A 233-nucleotide genomic window follows, 5' to 3' on the forward strand; every position below is an offset into this window, starting at 1 on the left:
CGGTCATCGCCGAACGAGGCCTTGGCCTCGGCCTTGGCGAGGTTGAAACCTTCCGCAACCTCGGAGGTCGAATGCGCGATGCGCATGCCCTTGCCGCCGCCGCCGGCGGACGCCTTGATCATCACGGGATAGCCGATCTCGTCGGCGATCCTGACCGCGTGCTTGTCGTCCTCGATGACGCCGAGATAGCCGGGCACGGTCGAGACCTTGGCCTTGGCGGCCGCCTTCTTCGA

1 protein-coding gene is annotated in these 233 nt (G+C 66.5%); it reads right to left on the minus strand.

The annotated features are described in order from the left end of the window. The coding region (locus RAD04_RS39175) for an ATP-binding protein (RefSeq protein ID WP_461628034.1) at positions 1–233 on the minus strand (233 nt) is incomplete at both ends.

It is taken from the genome of Bradyrhizobium sp. 25ACV, from assembly GCF_054863005.1.